Here is a 16,030-nt window from a genome sequence, read left to right on the forward strand (position 1 = left end):
CTAGGCGGCGCACCGGAGAACAACCACTGTGGCGTCGTCGGTGACATCCCGCCCGTCGGTGAGTGACAGAATCGCGTCACAGGCAGCCTGCGCGCTTGTACAACCCAGGACGGCACCGGTGGCCACAGCAGCCAGCACAGTGACGTCGGGATAAATGTCCAGCAGCGCGTCACTGACAGCAGCAACGATGTCCCCTGGCTCCAATCGGACCTGGAAGGCGTCCCATTCCTGGCCGGGCCACGCCCCCACGGGTGGGCCCCCGGTCTTCAACCGCGTACAAGTGCCATCTGCCTTGATGTGCAGGGCCAGACCGTGTCCGGCATCAACGTATTCGAGAATGCGGGTGGCGGCGTCAAGCCTGGCGTGGAAGATGGTGACAAATGATCCGGACTGCTCCAGATCCCCTTCCAGAACCTCCCCGGCAGACTTGAGGGCTCCGCTGATGGGTGTCTTGTGCGCCACGGAGCGCAGTACTGCCCTGACGGTGGCGGCGATGAGCGCAGCACCCATTCCCTTGCCCATCGCATCGGCCAACGTCATCTGCAGGCTGCCGTCGAATCGGTACCAGTCGAAAAAGTCGCCTCCGACCTCACGCGACGGCCTGAAGGCTCCGGCGATGTCGAATCCATCCATGCGCAGTTCTTCCTTTGGCAGGAGACTGCGTTGAACCTCTACAGCACGCCGGAGTTCGTCGTCGGTTGCGGCTTGCTGGACGGCGCTGATCCGCGGCCGGCGGAAAAGGGCGTCGATCCGGGCCACGAGTTCGCGCGGGCTGAAGGGCTTGGACAAGTAATCGTCCGCCCCGGTTTCAAGACCCGTGAGGCGGTCCAACTCTTCGCCGCGGGCGGTGATCATGAGTATGTAGGCATCGGAAAAGGTGCGGAGCTGCTGGCACACTTCCACGCCGTCGATATCGGGCAAGTTGAGGTCGAGGGTGACGAGCTCGGCGCCATTGCGGCGCATGATTTCCAGGCCGGCCTCTCCGCTCGCAGCTGTGGAAACTTCGAAGCCCTGCTTGGTCAGGATATGGACCAGCAGCCCCCGGATATCTTCGTCGTCCTCAATAACCAATGCACGGCGTTTGTCCGGCTGGTTAGTCATTCCCTTATTACACTCTGTGAATGCTGGCTTGTCACCTTGCAGTCACATTATTTACAAGACCTGCCGCCTCAGCCACGAGCTCCACAGACCTGAGCCTGCCCTGGGTCCCGGTGCTTTGATGGGCGATGATCAGTTCGTCGGCATCGGCATGGGAAGCAAACCCGTCAAGGTACTCCAGCACCGCCTCAGAGGTGCCAACGGCTGAGTACTTCATCATGGTCAACACGTGCTGTCCTTGCGGGGAGTCCAGGATCATGTCCGCTTCGTCGTCCGTGAAAATGCGGCCGTTGCCGAAAAACAGCCCCACCCGGGCACGCTTCGTGGCCTGGAACATCTCCTGCGCCTCCGCCGTGGTATCCGCTGCGACCACGTTGACGCCTGCAATAACGTGGGGCACCTCAAGTTGCGCGGACGGTTTGAATTCGCGTCGATAGAGGGCGACGGCGTCCTGCAGGGCATTCGGGGCAAAATGTGAGGCGAACGCGTAGGGAAGGCCGAGTTGAGCAGCGAGCCTGGCCCCGAATAGCGATGATCCCAGGATGTAGAGCGGCACGTCGGTGCCCTTGCCGGGAGTGGCTTCTACTCCCTGGATACGGGTGGGACCCGTCAGGTAGCCCTGCAATTCCAAAACGTCCTGGGGGAAGCTGTCCGCTGCCAGCGGGTCCCTTCGGAGTGCACGCATGGTGTTCTGGTCGCTGCCGGGCGCGCGGCCGAGCCCCAGGTCGATCCGGCCTGGGTGAAGCGTTTCCAAGGTGCCGAACTGTTCGGCGATGGTGAGGGGCGAGTGGTTGGGCAGCATGACTCCGCCGGCGCCCAGCCGGATGCTCTTTGTATGAGCGGCAATGTGTGCAATTAACACGCTGGTGGCGGAGGAGGCGATGGCAGACATGTTGTGATGCTCGGCATACCAGACCCGCCGGTACCCCAGATCCTCCGCCAATTGCGCCATGGCTACACTGCCTGCAAAACTTTCCGCCGCCGTCTGGCCTTTTCCGATTGTGGCCAGGTCAAGGATGGAAAACGGGATAGTCACAGGTAGTGGCCTTTCGTTGCAGCGGTTTAGTCCCGGCCGCTTCACGGCGCCGGCGATTGCGGGCGGACCCACTCTTTGGACAACGACGGCGGCAGTCCCCTTATTTCTGCACCTAACGCGACGTGGACCACAGGACGGCGAAAACGCAGCAAGAGGGCCGGTCTGATGGGGACCGGCCCTCTTCCCGGATGCCGCTGCTATAGCATCCTGACCTGAGCTTTTACTTCAGTTTGAACAATGCGGTGATAACGCTGCCGTCGAGGGCTGTCATGTTCAGCTTGTAGCAGGCTCCCGGCGTGGACGGGGTTTTCCAGTTGTAGACGTACTGGCCGGCTGTCGCATCGTAGCGCAACGTCGTATTGCCTGAAGCCGTGATCTCAATCTCGTCGAAGGCACTGGATGCAATGCACGTGGTCTTCCCGGCGCTCATGGTCACGACGCTCGTATCCGTGATCTCCCGGTTGCCGATGAACAGTTCGAACTTGGCAGGTACTGTGCTTCCAGCCTTGACGACGTTAGTCACGTTCGACATATCCACCGGCTGGTAGAACCCCTTGGCGGTCCAGGGCAGAACTTCGTACGTCTGCTCCACTGTTGAGATGTTGCCGGCCTTGTCCTTCGCCGTCGCCGTCAGAGTATGAGAGCCCACAGAGCTGGAGTAGCCCGCGACCTCGCAGCCGTCTGGACCGGAAAGGGAATCACTGGACGTACAGCTTGGCGCAACCGGAACGGAGCCAAAATAGACCGCCCCGATGGGATCCCCAGCGAATGCGGCAACAGGGGCGGTAGTGTCGATCTGGAACGTGGCCTTGGCCTCGCCGGCAGGCCTCACGTTGCCGGCGACGTCTTCGAAGGCCGGGCTCTGCAGCTCCACCGCGGACCCTTCAGTGTTTGACGTGACCTGCTGGCTCTGGGATGCCGGGCCCGAAATCAGATCTACTCCGGTAAATGTTGCCGTGACGGGGCTGTTGTACCAGCCGTTGGCATCAGGAGCCCGATCGGCCACGGTGTATGTCACGGACGGTGCGGTGTAGTCGATGTCGAAGGCGGTGCCCGCTGCACCCGCTGGCGTGGTGTTACCAGCGAGATCCTGGAAGGCCGGGCTCGTCACAGGAACATCAGCGCCCTCGCCGCTTGAAACAGCCGTCTGGGTAGCGGACTCCGGGCCGGACAATTCGTCGACGCCGGTGAACGTGGCCGTTACAGGGCTGGTGTACCAGCCGCCGTTCCCGACAGTTCCGGCCGCGCTGGTGTAGGTGACCTCAGGAGCCGTCTGGTCCAGCTTGACAGCTACCGTCTCAACGTTGGAGATGCCGCCGGAGCTTGACGCCGAACAGGTATAAGTCATGGCGCTCTGATCTGCCGAAATTGTCCGGTCCCCACAGCCGCTCGCTGTCAGTGTGCTGGGCGAGTCCGACTCTGTCACGGTCCAGTCCAGGAAAACGCTGTTTCTGTACCAACCGTTGAGTCCATCAGGCGCAGCCGGGCTGAGCGTGTAGCTGACACCGGGTGCACTGGAATCAGTGATGCTGTAAGTTACCGAGCCGCTGGTAGTCAGCTTCCCGCTGTCTTGGTGGCTGCAGCTTGCCGTCTGCGAACCGACGCCGAAGGCCGCGTCCGGGCCCGTGATGGGGCTCAGAAGTGCAGCGACGGATGAGGGGCCATCTTCGGCGTCCGTGACTTTGCAGACGGCCGACGGAACGGAGCCCTTGTCATAGGTACCGCCCGATGCCACGCCTTCAATGGTCAAGACAGGAGCCGTATTGGCGGGCGGGGCGACGTTCACCTCGAAGGTTGCCGGGGCGAGATCGAAAGTGCCTCCTGTCGTGTTCGTGAGTTGTCTAGCGGAAATCGTGGCGCTGCCGACAGAACGTGGAGTGAGGGTCAACGTCTTCGTATCTTCACAGGTCCCAAAAGTGACAGAAGCGGGACTGACGGTGGCAACACTTGTGTCGCTGGACGACAGCTCCAGGGTCAGGACGGTATGGCCCGTAAGATTACAGCCATTCTTCACGTCCTTGGTCTCAAAGAGGCTCAGGGTCGTCGTCCCGTCTGCCCCGCCCACATTCAGGGGCATGATCTCCGCCATTGCGTCAATGCTGGGATCCAAGTTGTTGTAGATGATGTCCGCCTGGGCAACGCCCGCGCTGGCGATCAGCAGGCCAGCGGCCGCAACGACGGCAAAAATCTTCCTGGCCAGCAGGCCTACAGGATGCTTCGGGAGCGGACCAGCTCCCCTGCTCGTGGCAGGCACTGACGGCCTGCCCACAGTCTCCCCATAATTCTTCATTTTTCAGCGCCTCCATAGCGAACACCGCCGCCCCCATTGAGCGCAATGTAATGTCGATCGTACGGGCGGGAATCAGCTTAAACACTGGACAACATCACCCGTTTTTGGGTGATGAGTACCTGTTTTTTGGTTGTTTTTCGAGCCGCCACTACTTGGTTTTGGCCGTGAGTACTCAGTTCACGATCTTGAGAACCTCCGATAGCTGTGTGACTGCATCTTCATTCCTGCCGAGCCGTTCTCTTTCCCAGAATGAAGTTGCCTGTAAAGACGCCGCCGGAGGGCGGCCTGCCCTGTCTGCAGGGGCGGCGGAGGCATGCTGTGAGCGAGCCAGTAAGTAGACCGATTGATAGCGCAAACATTTTTTCCGTTTGTCCGTCACGATCGGGCTCGAAGTCCGTAAACTGAGTGGACGTTCTGCGGGCCCCAACGAATGCAATGGTGCGCGCATGAAGAAGCCCTGAAATCCAGGGCACGTCCATGGGGTGGAAGACGAGCGATCGTGACGCTGGAGCGGATATCAAGATTTTGGGGCCATGATGCCGAGGCCAGGGCCGCCGTCGCGCACCCGCAGATGGTGCCCCCGCAGAGACAGACAACATGACTGTCTCCAATGTCGCCCTGATCGCCGATGAAGATTTAGTCGCGGCCGTTGCAGATGGGGACGACCCCGCGGCTGTCGAAGAGCTTTACCGGCGTCACTGGGATGCGAATCTACTATTCGCCAAGCGGCTGATGGCAAACGACTTCGACGCAGAGGACATCGCGTCGGAGTCCTTTTTGAAGGTTGTCGCAGCCATTCGCCGCGGTCTTGGACCCCGGGGGCCATTCCGGCCCTACATGTTCAGGGCTGTCCGCTCCTGCGCGGCCGACCATTGGGGTGCTCAGGCAAGGCACAGCCTTGACGGGGCCGTTGAGGCATCTCCTGAAGAGGATCCAGGATATGCCAGGGTCCTGGATGAAGCTGACCGGTCCCTGGCGGCGTCCGCGTTCGCTGCACTGCCCGTTCGCTGGCAAACGGTACTGTGGCATCTCGATGTTGAGGGCGATCCTCCCCGCAGGGTGGGCCCGTTGTTGGGGCTGGAGCCCAATGCGGTGTCCGCTGTCGCCGCTCGGGCACGCAGGGGCCTGCGGCAGGCGTATCTGCAGGCCTACGTGGCAGAATCTCTAGATGAAGCGTGCCAACCAACGCTGCCGTTGCTCGCAAAGTCCGTGGTGGAAGACCTCTCGGGACGAGAGGCCAGGAAACTCAGGATCCACACTGACCGCTGTCTCAAGTGCAAGAGTGCGCTGGGCGATCTGGAAGACGTGAGTTCCACCATGCGCCGGGCAGTGGGCCCTTGGTTCGTGGGCCCGCTGATCCCCATGTTGGGGCTCAAGGGTGCCGGGCAGCTCGGCTCTTTGCCCGCTGATCCCGGCTCCTGGTTGGCGGGGCAAGCGGCCCTTACCCAGCTGTCGATGGCGGCAGCGGGCATAGCTGTCGTCGGCGGCATCGCGACGGCGGTCGTGGCCCCTACGCTGCTGACACCACCGCCCGGTGTGTCCGCGGATGCGAATGCGCAAATATCGGTCTCGCCAGGGAATCCAAAGGGGCAACCGGCAGGATCAAATCCAATGCCCGGCTCGAATGTTCTAGCGCCAAGTAGCGGGGCTGATCCCACAGCTGTGCCCGATACCGCTGTGCCTGAGAACCCTGACCTGGGACAGCCCGGGACGGACAGCGAGGCCTTGGCTGCGACTGGTCCTTCTCCTCAGCCGTCCGGTGTTTCAGTGCCGCTGCTGCTTCAAGGAGTCCTCCCCCCAGCGGTGACGGATCCTTTGGCCGGTATTTTGCCCCCGGGAGTCCTTCCCCCTGGAGTAACCGATCCCCTGACCGGCCTCCTGCCGTCCTCCCCCAACCCGTTAGTCACCTTAGTGCCCGCACCAGGTCCGGCAGTGACACCGGTTCCGACAGTTGCGCCAAGCCCTACTGCTCCCGAAGAAAACTGCACAGTGATTCTTGTCCTCTCCGTCTGCTTGGGCGCCTGACCGGGCAACATACGGAAACTCGGCCTGACTTGCTTTTGCTTTTAGCGGGCAAGAGAGCCGCGGAATAAACACGAGTTAAAAATACTCAACCGGCGGGCGGCACAATCGTGACGCGAATTTGGCAAATACTTTTGTGGTGATCCTCACAGAGAGAACTTGCCGCCAATATCCGGGGTCCACGATGATTCACTTAGTCGCCGCAGCAGCAACATGGAAGCTGCCACAAAACTATTTTAAAGAATCTCGGATTTATGCCGTCACGATTCAGGCAAAGGCTCGTATATAAACGGGTGCACTTTGAATTCCTTGGCTTGCTGACCGCAATAGCCGCCTTCCCTCCTGTGTTGTTGGGGGCCACAAGAGGGAAGGCGCAAGGTACGGAACGCCCTTAGTGTGCTGCCACGTAGTCAGCCATGACGGCAGCCTGGACCCGGCCGCGCTCATTGACTGACAGCCCTTGCGCCTTGGCCCATTCGCGAACTTCGCCGGAAGTCGGAGAAGAGACGTGGGCGGTGGCGCGAGGACGTCCTCTGCCGCGGCTTGGCACCGACGAACGTCGCGCAACAGAGATGTAGCGATCCAGGACAAGACGGAGTTCGGCGGCGTTCCTGTCATTCAGATCAATTTCATACCCGACACCGTCGATTGCGAAGTTCAATGTTTCATTTGCTTCGGAACCATCAAGGTCATCTTCAAGGTGAATTACCATCTTTTTTGCCATGAGAAAACGGTATCATCTCTCATTAGCCGAAATTCGGGCTTTTGCACACCGGAGCGAATTAATTCACGCAATCCCTAACCATTATTGCTCCATTTCTGAACGTTGGCTGTATCTCTGCCGGGAATGGATATATCAAACCTGGCCAGCCCGAGGTATCGGCGCAAAGTGGCGTTTACTAGTTCCGTTGGGCAAGGCGGTAGAAAGGAGTGAAACGTTGCCGCTGTTCACTCGGCCTGTCCGACAGGATCAATGCTTCCGCCTCGAGCAGCGACAACTGATATTGGACCTGTGCCCGGCTGGCCCCTAGTTCTTCGGTGAGGGACGAGACCCGCGAGGCCCCATGCCGGCTAAGAAACTCGATGATGTCCGTTTTCAATCGACGCGAGTCGGACACGGATGAACGGGTAAACAACTGCTGTGACATTGTCTTCATTTCCTCGCCTTTGAGAATGTTCCACGGCGCCCACGGCCCATCTGAGAGAGTCGACCATTGCTTGGTCGATCGTCGGGGAACGTTCGATTACAGGGTCAGGGCCATACCCGGGGTGTTCACCGACTTCATCGTCAGTGCCGGGCAGCCAGCCATCATGAACCGTGCGCCATGGAGACGTTACCCGCAGAGGCTGCACTGGAAAAAATTCACCGTCGATATGACGTAACCCTCTCCATAACCCCCGGCTAAGCTAAGCCGCATGGCTGAGAAATCAACTGCGGAGAAAGTGCTGACCATCCAGCAGGGCTACGATCTGGCTGGGCCGGTCATTGAGCTTGGGGCGGCAATAGTCGACGGCGGGTTGCACAAGGACGCCCCCGTCAGACTGCCCCTAAGCATGATGAACCGGCATGGCCTCGTTGCAGGCGCAACAGGCACCGGCAAGACTGTCACTTTGCACATGATGGCTGAGCAGCTGTCCACCGCAGGAGTGCCGGTATTTCTTGCGGATCTCAAAGGCGACCTGTCAGGACTGGCCACCGCCGCCGTCGCAAGTGAAAAACTGCGCCTCCGGACGGACGGGATCGGCCAGCCATGGTCGGGCAAGACTTTCCCGGTTGAATTCCTGGCCCTGGGCGGCGACGGGATCGGCATCCCTGTCCGGGCCACTGTCACCTCTTTTGGCCCCATTCTGCTGTCCCGGGTTATGGAGCTGAACGATACGCAGGAATCGAGCCTGCAATTGGTTTTCCATTTTGCTGACAAGAACAATCTGGAACTGATCGATCTGAAGGATCTTCGCGCTGTCATCCAGTTCCTCACCTCACCGGAAGGCAAGGATGAGCTGGCGGGGCTCGGCGGCCTATCCAAAGCCACCGCGGGCGTCATCCTCCGGGAGCTCGTGTCGTTGGAGGCGCAAGGCTTGGAGAGGTTCTTCGGCGAACCGGAATTCGACTCGGCCGAGCTTCTCCGCACGGCGCCAGATGGCCGTGGCGTCATCTCGTGCCTCGAACTTCCCACACTGCAAGCCAAGCCCATGCTTTTTTCAACGTTCCTCATGTGGCTTCTGGCTGACCTTTTTGAAGAGCTGCCGGAAGCCGGCGATCTGGACCGGCCCAAGCTTGTCTTTTTTCTCGACGAGGCGCATTTGCTTTTCAACGACGCGTCCAAGTCTTTTCTGCAGGCCATCACCACTACCGTTCGGCTGATCCGGTCCAAAGGAGTCGGGATCTTCTTTGTGACCCAGACTCCGAAGGACCTCCCGGCCGATGTTCTGGGGCAACTCGCCAACCGGATTCAACATGCCTTGCGTGCCTATACCCCGGAGGATGCCAAGGCGCTCAAGGCCACAGTCTCCACGTTCCCCCTGAGCGACTACGACCTGGAGGAAATCCTGACATCGGCCGGGATAGGCGAGGCCGTGGTAACTGTGATGAATGAGAAGGGAGCCCCGACTCCTGTCGCGCTTACGCGGCTTCGGGCCCCTGAATCCGTGATGGGTCCCAGCCCGACGGAGCTTCTGACCAGTACCGTGGCAGGCTCATCCCTGCTCGCAAAATACGGAACGACCGTTGACAACGTCTCGGCCTACGAAAAAATAGCCGGCAAATCTGCTGCCCCCACCGGGCCGGCAGCGCCCGGCCTGCCGCCAACTCCTTTCGAACCCGACGGCGTCCTCAGGGAAAGGGTGGACGTCGAAACGTCTGGCCGCGAAACTTCCGACACCGACGCCGAAGCCCGCCGAATCGAGGAGGAGATCCTGGGCCGCCCCAGCAGGCGGCCGCTTCCGACTGACCGTGAGCTTCCCACGCCGCAGCGACGGACGGCCCCCGTCCCGGGGCCCCGCGCCGGCGGGACAAATGACGGGCTCCCCGGAATTCTTGGGGATGCTTTGGGAGGCGGACTGAAGAGCATGGCCCGATCTGTCGGGACCCAGTTGGGGCGGGAACTCTTGCGCAGCGTTTTCGGCACCTCGTCCAGGCGTCGCCGTTGATTTGCTGCCGCCGATTCGACGGCGCTGATTCAGCGGCGTCGCCCTGGTTACCCGTCACAAAGGGCGTCAACAGGACGCCGTTGCACGGACCTTTCGTCATACCCATGACACTCTTCACCGGGAAATCCGCGCCTAACAGGTAACGTAAGGTAAGTGCAGATGAGTCAAGCGTTGGTGAAGATCGCGGCCGGATGGCTGTTGGGTCTGATGCTTGCCGTCGCCGCTGCCGTTGTGGCGGTCAACCTTGTGAATGACTCCGTCGCCAGTCCACAGCAGCCGGTCAGGGAGTATCTGGACGCGTTGCACGAGGGCGACGGCGGAAGGGCCCTTGGGCTGTTGAGGGCATCCGTACCCACGAGCAGCGCCGCGATGTTGGACGGTTCAGCGTTGCAGACCGCAGCAGCAAGAATTACCAACGTCAAGGTGGGCAAAGAAGAGGTCCAGCCTGATGGTCATGTGAAAGTCCCCATGGACTACACCATCGACGGCAGCAGACTTCATACCGACTTCCTGCTGGAAAAAACCGGAACCGAGTGGCTTTTCTTCGATACTTGGGCCTTTGTTCCGGCGCCTCTTCCCGTTCTGGATGCAACGGTTGTGAATTCGAGCCAGGCAACACTCAACGGTGTGCCAGTGAATATGCCGAACGGCCGTAACTCCTTCGCGGTCTTCTACCCCGGCGAGTATGAAGCCAGCCTCAACGACGAGTATTTTTCGGCACCGCCAACGAAGGCCACGGTATCCGGCAGGGAAGTCCCTCCCGCGCCCTTGAACCTGTTGACCCAGGCCACCGACAGCCTGAAGGAAGCAGTGAGCGGCAAGGTCAAGGAGTTCCTGGATACGTGTGCCGCCGGGGCCGTGGAGCAGCAACGCCTCCAGCCGGACTGCCCGTTCTATCACGCCACCAACAACAGGGTGACACCCGGCACCATCAAGTGGGAGATAACCGAGTATCCGAAGGTATCCATCGAGCCCTTCGGAGGGCGTTGGGTGGTCTCACCTCTTGATGGCAAGGCCAGGGTCACAGCGCAGCAGGAAGATCTGTTCACTGGCCGTGTCTCGGAGTTGAACGTCGTTCAGGACTTCAGCTTCACAACCCGCCTGGACATAGGCGCCGACACCATCACCGTTACGCCCATCCTGACCTATTGACCGCAGCCCGCCGGATACCGGCGGATACCGGCCGACGGCGGCGTACTGCAGCCACCGGCGGCGCCGCCCCGTCCAGTCTCTAGTCCATACCGCGCAGATCCAGCACAAGTTCCGTGTCGCCGTCGGCCTGCAGGAGAACCGGGATGCCCCAGTCCTGCTGATACAGGTGGCAGGCAGCGTGGTCCGGGATCTCGCCGTCGGCCGTCTCAGCTCCGTCACAGGCCGCAGCGCGCGCCGTGATGTGCAGAATACCCTCCGGGATGTCGGAGGCAAGCTCCAGCGTGCGGAGCAGGCCCACGGAGGTTCCGGCCCCGGATACCAGGAGCTCAGGGGGTGTGGAGGAGATCTTCAGCTGCGTGGGGTCGCCCCAGCGGTCATCCAGCTTTTGCCCGGTGGGAGCGGTAAAGCGGACTGTGAGCTCCATTGGCCCCGGTGCTACAGGACTCTTGGGCCGGTGGGTCTGCACGGCGCCCTCGTCCACCTGCTGTGCTTCCTTGGGGATTGGGACGTAGACCAGCTGGTGCTTGTTGGCTTCGACCACCACCAGCAGGGGCTCACTTCCCGCAACCTGGGTGTGATCCACGATCACGTCGGAAGGCTCCGAAAGTCCGCGGGCCAAGGTGGAGACGGTGCCGGCCACGGGGTCATAGCGGCGCACTGCCCCGTTGTAGGTGTCGGCGATGGCGACGGAACCGTCAGGCAGTACCGTCACGCCGAGGGGATGCTGCAGGCGGGCGGCAGAGGCCTCCCCGTCGCGGAAGCCGAAATCGAACAGGCCCTTTCCGACGGCGGAATGCACCGTGAGCGAGCCCGAGTCGTCAATCACCAGTTTGCGCAGGGCTGAGGTTTCAGAATCAGCTACCCAGATGTTGCCGTCTGCGTCTTCAGCCAGGCCTGATGGCTGGGCGAACCATGCCTCATGCGCATCACCGTCCAGGAGTCCTTCAAGCCCGTTTCCGGCGAGGATGGAGACAGCCCCCGACCGGGGATTGAAACTGAAGATCTGGTGCACGCCTGCCATGGCGATCACGACGGCATCAAGTTTGCTGGACCACACCACATCCCACGGTGAGCTGAGCGAGACGTCCAGCGGGTGATCTCCCAAGGATCCGCCGAAGCCTGCCCCGTCCTCGTCCACTCGGGCGGGGCCGGTTTCGAGGAGACGCTGGACACCGTTACCGACGATCGTGCGAACCGTTCCGGCTGTGAGCGAAAGTCCGCGCAGGCGGTGGTTGACGGAGTCTGCGATGACGACGTCGTATCCTGCTTCGGCGGCGACGTCTTCCGGCAGCAGGACCAGGCCCTGCGGCTCATTAAAGCGGGCCGTAGCGTCCGGGCCGGCACCGGGGCCGTCTTCGTGGCCCTTGATTCCGGAACCAAACGTACCCAGCACGGTCTGGAAGTCGGTATCGAGTTCCACCAGACGGTGGTGCCCGGTATCGGTCAAAAGCCAGGACCCGACGTCGGACGGCGTCCCGGTGGCGTCTCCGGCCGCAGTTCCACGCCCGGCTGGCAGGTACAGCGCCTTGCCCGGGAAACGCAGGGTTCCCGACGTCGGCTCCGGAGCCACGTACGGACCATTTCCGCGGTGCAGCGTGCCCTTCTCCTCGTGCTCGGCGATGAGTTCAGGGATCAGCACAGAGAGGCCGTCAGCATGGCCTTCGCCCGACAGGTGCGCCACGATGTAGCCCTCGGGGTCAACCACCACCAGGGTGGGCCAGGCGCGGGCAGCATAGGCCTTCCACGTTTCCAGCTCGGGGTCGTCCAGGACAGGGTGGTGGATGTCGTAACGTTCCACGGCAGCCGCAAGGGCCACGGGATCGGCCTCATGCTCGAACTTCGGCGAGTGCACGCCGACAGTGACGAGGACGTCGGAGTACTGCTCCTCGAGGGGGCGCAGCTCATCAAGGACATGGAGGCAGTTGATGCAGCAGAAGGTCCAAAAATCAAGCAACACAATCTTGCCGCGCAGCGACTCCAGGTCCAGGGATTTTCCGCCCGTGTTGAGCCAACCCCTGCCCACGAGTTCAGAGGCGCGGACCCGGAGGTGGGTGCGTACGGTCTCGCTCATCAGCGTCCTTCCAGCTTTTGGTTTCGTTCGGCAACCTTGGCATCACGCTCAGCCAGCTTGGCAAACATATCGTTGTAAGCAGTCAGATCGGCGTCGTTATTCCTGTCCGCCGCCCGATCTGTCCGCCGGGTTTCCCGCTCATCCGAGCGGGACCACATCACGGCAACGCCGATTGCCACCAGCAGCGTGGGTACCTCGCCGATTCCCCACGCCACGGCTCCTCCTGTTTGCTGGTCCAAAAGGGCCGGCTGGCCCCAGGAACGGCCGAGGTTGCCGAAGTAGTCGGCGGCAAGCAAACCAGTGCCCCCCATGATGGAAACACCGAAGAAGGCGTGGAAGCCCATGGTCGCCAGCAGCAGCAGGAGCCGCATGGGGTAAGGGGCACGCAGCGGCAATGGATCCGTACCGATCATGGTCAACACGAAAATATAGCCCGTCAGTGCGAAGTGCAGGTTCATGAGCTCATGGCCCACATGCTCCCGCATGGCAAAGCTGAAGGCATCCGAGAAGTAGAACAACACAATCGAGCCGGCAAAGTTGGCAGCGGCGAAGAGCGGGTGGGTGACCAGCTTCGAGAACCGCGAGTGCACAAACAGCAGCAGCCATTCCCTGATCCCGCGCGAACCGTCTGAGCGGGCAGGAAGCGCCCGCAGGGCAAGAGTCACCGGCGACCCGAGCACCAGGAAGATGGGGGCCACCATGGTCAGCGCCATGTGGTCCACCATGTGCGCAGAGAACAGCACGCGTCCGTAGACCGACGGTGCGCCGGATGTGATGTAGGTCAGGACCAGAAGCCCGATGACCCAGTTCACGGTGCGGAACCAGGACCATTTGTCACCGCGCCGCAGGACTTTCCGGACACCGAGGATGTAGGCCACAAGTCCGAAGACAGCCACCGTGATCCACAGCCAGTCCATGCGCCACTCAGTGAACCAGCGTTCCGGGGTCAGCTCTGGGGGGAGCTCATAGCCGGTAAGGATGAACGCCGGAGATGCGTTGGGGGCGTACGTCGTGGGCTGTGGCGGCGCCGACCGTGCCAGCGCGACGGCGATTCCCGACGTCGCGCCCATGATCAACAGTTCCGCTATGACCAGCTGCCAAAGAACCCGCCGGGTGGAAAGCGCGGCTCCTGCCCGGCTCAGTTGCGGGATGATCCATTGACGGTGCATGAGTCCGATGGCGCCCAGCACCAGGGTGGCAGTGGCTTTGGCCATGACCAGCTGGCCATAGTCCGAGCCGAACAGGTCGTTCCAGTTAGTGAGGCGGATGCTCGCGTTGATTACGCCCGACGCGAAGACCAGGAAAAAGGCGAAGCCGGCAAGCGCTGAGAACCGGCGGAGTACTGCTTCGGTGATGTCGGTCTTACCCGCCGGTTTGGAGCCGGTGAGAATGCCGGACAGGGCCGCCAGCATGATGATTCCGCCCACCCAGGCGGTCACTCCCATCACGTGCAGGCCCAGGGAGTTGATGGCGCCCTCGTGATCGCTCGAACTGGAAGAGTGGCCGACGAGGGCTGGCGGCACCAAACCGACCAGCGCCAGTACCAGAGTCAGTGCCAGGCCGGTGAGGGATCGCACGCCAAATAGTGCTGTGGTGACCACGGCAGCGATGATGACGACGGCCAGCCAGGCCCTGCCCGTTTCGATATCCGTCATGAAGTACACCAGGGCACGTGTGAATTCGGCATCTCCTGCGACGGCCTGGCCGGCGACATCCGAATACGTAAGCACCAGGACGGCAATGGCGGAAAGAGTCCACGCCACACCTGCCGCTGCGGCCACAGCCAGTGCCCTCGTAAAGGCGGGGTGCTCTGGCGATTCGTTGTCCTTGGAGCGGGATCCCCCGACCGACCTGGGGAGAATGCCTACAGCGAAGATGAGCCCTCCGACTACAGTCGCCAGCGACACGTTATGGACGGCCTTGCTGATTGGCAGCCCCCAACGGACAAAAGCTCCTGGATCGGACACGTCACGCGCGGCTGCGGCACCAGAGAAGAGCAGTGCCGCTGTCAGGCCGAGCAATAGAGCGATGAGGCCTCCCAGCAGCCACGGCCTGGAGACGCCTAGGACGCCGGCGGCTCCCCGCTGCCCTACTGAGGGCGGCAGCGATGGGGCTGTGGAGGGGGATTTTGATGCGGAAGGCACCTATCCATTCTCCGCTACACCGGTGAACTCCGCGAATCGAGCCGGCGAGGCTTAAACAGCAAGGGAACGGCAGCCGTTAGGCTGCCGTTCCCTCTAAGCCTGAAAGAAGACTCTACTTCTTGGAGACAGCAGCCTTCAGCTTGGAGCCTGCCGTCAGCTTGACGCTGTGGCCTGCGGCGATCTGGATGGTCTCGCCGGTCTGCGGGTTGCGGCCGGTGCGGGCAGCGCGGTCGGTACGCTCAACTGCGAGCCAACCCGGGATGGTGATCTTTTCGCCCGAGGCGACAGAGGTCTCGAAAACCTCGAACAGTGCATCCAGCACGGAGTTGACGGCTGCCTGGCTGGTGCCGGCCTTGCCTGCTACCTCTGCAACAAGTTCACTACGGTTCTTAGCCATTTATGTCCTCCTGGACGGTCATGATTCTGGAGCCTGCATGCGGCATGCGTACAAGCCACTGTTCGAAAACTTACCAGCTTGCCGCGATGAGGGCTGCAAATTCCGCGTGTTTCCGCGAGTTTTTGAGGAAAAACACGGGAAATCTCCCCTTTCGAGGGCATATTTCGCCCACAGCGGACGCTCCCTCACGTTTCGCGGTACCTGGCCGGACGCTCCCTCACATCCTGCGGGTTCCAGCGTGACGCTCCCTCACATCCTGCGGGTTCCAGCGTGACGCTCCCTCACATCCTGCGGGTTCCAGCGTGACGCTCCCTCAGGTTTCGCAAGTTCCTCGCGTGACGCTCCCTCAGGTTTCGCAAGTTCCTCGCGTGACGCTCCCTCAGGTTTCGCAGGTTCCGGCGTGGAGGGGTCCCCGGGTTAAGGGTCGGGAGGTGAGGGAGGGTCCCCGGTAAACGGTCGGAAGGTGAGGGAGGGCCCCTGTTTTGGGGTCGGGAGGTGTGGGAGGGTCCCTGTTTTGGGTCGGTTTGTGGGGGAGGGTCCCTGGTGTGGGTGTTGTTTTAAATGGGGAGAGCCCCGACCAGTTCCCTGGTTCGGGGCTCTCGACCTTAATGGTTGTCCGGCGGTGACCTACTCTCCCACACCCTCCCGGGTGCAGTACCATCGGCGCTGT

Annotated in this window: 11 protein-coding genes; 3 read left to right on the forward strand and 8 right to left on the reverse strand. The window is 61.6% G+C overall.

Annotated elements, in window-relative coordinates; genetic code table 11:
- The 3 genes from MU551_RS17925 to MU551_RS17935 form a co-directional block, all read right to left on the reverse strand.
- The gene (locus MU551_RS17925) at window positions 1-1,101 is read right to left on the reverse strand and encodes a PP2C family protein-serine/threonine phosphatase (protein WP_247046712.1); all 1,101 of its coding nucleotides are present in this window, start codon (window positions 1,099-1,101) and stop codon (window positions 1-3) included.
- 31 nt (window positions 1,102-1,132) lie between these two features.
- Entirely contained in the window at window positions 1,133-2,134 is a 1,002-nt protein-coding gene (locus tag MU551_RS17930; RefSeq protein ID WP_247046727.1) for an LLM class flavin-dependent oxidoreductase, read from the reverse strand.
- Between the two features lie 220 nt (window positions 2,135-2,354).
- Window positions 2,355-4,424: a PxKF domain-containing protein gene (locus tag MU551_RS17935; protein WP_247046740.1), complete on the reverse strand. Its 2,070-nt coding sequence runs from the start codon at window positions 4,422-4,424 to the stop codon at window positions 2,355-2,357.
- A gap of 597 nt (window positions 4,425-5,021) precedes the next feature.
- On the opposite strand from MU551_RS17935, the gene MU551_RS17940 reads away from it, so the two are divergent.
- On the forward strand, window positions 5,022-6,449 hold the full coding sequence (locus MU551_RS17940; protein WP_247046784.1) for a sigma-70 family RNA polymerase sigma factor: 1,428 nt from the start codon (window positions 5,022-5,024) through the stop codon (window positions 6,447-6,449).
- Between the two features lie 388 nt (window positions 6,450-6,837).
- Here MU551_RS17940 and MU551_RS17945 read toward each other — a convergent pair whose 3' ends face one another.
- Window positions 6,838-7,170 (reverse strand): histone-like nucleoid-structuring protein Lsr2, encoded by a 333-nt coding sequence (locus MU551_RS17945; protein WP_247046791.1) that lies wholly within the window; start codon window positions 7,168-7,170, stop codon window positions 6,838-6,840.
- Between the two features lie 175 nt (window positions 7,171-7,345).
- Entirely contained in the window at window positions 7,346-7,603 is a 258-nt protein-coding gene (locus MU551_RS17950) for a FaeA/PapI family transcriptional regulator (protein WP_247046803.1), read from the reverse strand.
- A 259-nt stretch (window positions 7,604-7,862) separates the two neighbouring features.
- On the opposite strand from MU551_RS17950, the gene MU551_RS17955 reads away from it, so the two are divergent.
- Both MU551_RS17955 and MU551_RS17960 read left to right on the forward strand, forming a co-directional pair.
- Window positions 7,863-9,596, forward strand: a complete 1,734-nt coding sequence (locus tag MU551_RS17955; protein WP_247046805.1) for a helicase HerA-like domain-containing protein — start codon at window positions 7,863-7,865, stop codon at window positions 9,594-9,596.
- A 159-nt stretch (window positions 9,597-9,755) separates the two neighbouring features.
- Window positions 9,756-10,748, forward strand: coding sequence for a hypothetical protein (locus MU551_RS17960; protein WP_247046807.1), 993 nt, complete (start codon window positions 9,756-9,758; stop codon window positions 10,746-10,748).
- 79 nt (window positions 10,749-10,827) lie between these two features.
- Here MU551_RS17960 and MU551_RS17965 read toward each other — a convergent pair whose 3' ends face one another.
- The 3 genes from MU551_RS17965 to MU551_RS17975 all read right to left on the reverse strand — a co-directional run bounded on the left by MU551_RS17965 (window position 10,828) and on the right by MU551_RS17975 (window position 15,360).
- Window positions 10,828-12,819, reverse strand: coding sequence for an NHL domain-containing thioredoxin family protein (locus MU551_RS17965; protein WP_247046815.1), 1,992 nt, complete (start codon window positions 12,817-12,819; stop codon window positions 10,828-10,830).
- A complete protein-coding gene (locus tag MU551_RS17970) occupies window positions 12,819-14,963 on the reverse strand; it encodes a bifunctional copper resistance protein CopD/cytochrome c oxidase assembly protein (protein ID WP_372489887.1) in 2,145 nt (714 codons plus the stop codon). The genes MU551_RS17965 and MU551_RS17970 overlap by 1 nt, the downstream gene beginning before the upstream one ends.
- A gap of 112 nt (window positions 14,964-15,075) precedes the next feature.
- Window positions 15,076-15,360: an HU family DNA-binding protein gene (locus MU551_RS17975; protein ID WP_247046834.1), complete on the reverse strand. Its 285-nt coding sequence runs from the start codon at window positions 15,358-15,360 to the stop codon at window positions 15,076-15,078.
- Between the last annotated feature and the right edge of the window lie 670 nt (window positions 15,361-16,030).

Origin of the sequence: Arthrobacter rhizosphaerae (genome assembly GCF_023062595.1) — a bacterium.
GTDB lineage: Bacteria > Actinomycetota > Actinomycetes > Actinomycetales > Micrococcaceae > Arthrobacter > Arthrobacter rhizosphaerae.

What these genes read in the sequence shown, in the direction of transcription:
- MU551_RS17925 (WP_247046712.1), bottom strand. Translation starts at nt 1,101, where the DNA reads ATGACTAACCAGCCGGACAAACGCCGTGCATTGGTTATTGAGGACGAC.
- MU551_RS17935 (WP_247046740.1), bottom strand. Translation starts at nt 4,424, where the DNA reads ATGAAGAATTATGGGGAGACTGTGGGCAGGCCGTCAGTGCCTGCCACG.
- MU551_RS17940 (WP_247046784.1), top strand. Translation starts at nt 5,022, where the DNA reads ATGACTGTCTCCAATGTCGCCCTGATCGCCGATGAAGATTTAGTCGCG.
- MU551_RS17945 (WP_247046791.1), bottom strand. Translation starts at nt 7,170, where the DNA reads ATGGCAAAAAAGATGGTAATTCACCTTGAAGATGACCTTGATGGTTCC.
- MU551_RS17950 (WP_247046803.1), bottom strand. Translation starts at nt 7,603, where the DNA reads ATGAAGACAATGTCACAGCAGTTGTTTACCCGTTCATCCGTGTCCGAC.
- MU551_RS17955 (WP_247046805.1), top strand. Translation starts at nt 7,863, where the DNA reads ATGGCTGAGAAATCAACTGCGGAGAAAGTGCTGACCATCCAGCAGGGC.
- MU551_RS17960 (WP_247046807.1), top strand. Translation starts at nt 9,756, where the DNA reads ATGAGTCAAGCGTTGGTGAAGATCGCGGCCGGATGGCTGTTGGGTCTG.
- MU551_RS17965 (WP_247046815.1), bottom strand. Translation starts at nt 12,819, where the DNA reads ATGAGCGAGACCGTACGCACCCACCTCCGGGTCCGCGCCTCTGAACTC.
- MU551_RS17975 (WP_247046834.1), bottom strand. Translation starts at nt 15,360, where the DNA reads ATGGCTAAGAACCGTAGTGAACTTGTTGCAGAGGTAGCAGGCAAGGCC.